The 416-nt window shown below is 59.9% G+C and carries 1 protein-coding gene; it reads left to right on the plus strand.

Annotated features, from left to right (window positions below; genetic code table 11):
• Positions 1-416: YcjX family protein (locus KQX66_RS38855; protein WP_216798398.1), on the plus strand; the 416-nt coding region annotated here is incomplete at both ends.

Consider the following 416-nt stretch of genomic DNA (forward strand, 5'->3'; position numbering starts at 1 on the left):
AGCCCTGGCTTGACCTGTGTAAAACCTGCGATCCGCTGGCCCCGGCCGACGAAAATCGCCTGGCGGCGATCGCCCAGGCCTACACCGATTATCTGTTGCGCTGCAAAAGCGAAGGTCTGCACTTCATTCAGCCGGGCCGTTTTGTGCTGCCGGGCGACATGGCCGGCGCACCGGCGCTGCAGTTTTTCCCGTGGCCCGATGTTGCCGCGGTAGGCGAGTCGAAACTGGCGCAGGCCGACAAACACACCAATATCGGCATGCTGCGCGCTCGGTTCAATTATTACTGCCAGTCGATCGTCAAAAACTTCTATAAAGAGTATTTCGTCCGTTTCGATCGGCAAATCGTGCTGGTTGACTGCCTGCAGCCGCTCAACAGCGGCCCGCAGGCGTTCAACGACATGCGCCTGGCGCTGACC

The sequence above is a fragment of the Paenibacillus oleatilyticus genome (genome assembly GCF_018998565.1).
GTDB classification, from domain to species: domain Bacteria; phylum Bacillota; class Bacilli; order Paenibacillales; family NBRC-103111; genus Paenibacillus_G; species Paenibacillus_G oleatilyticus.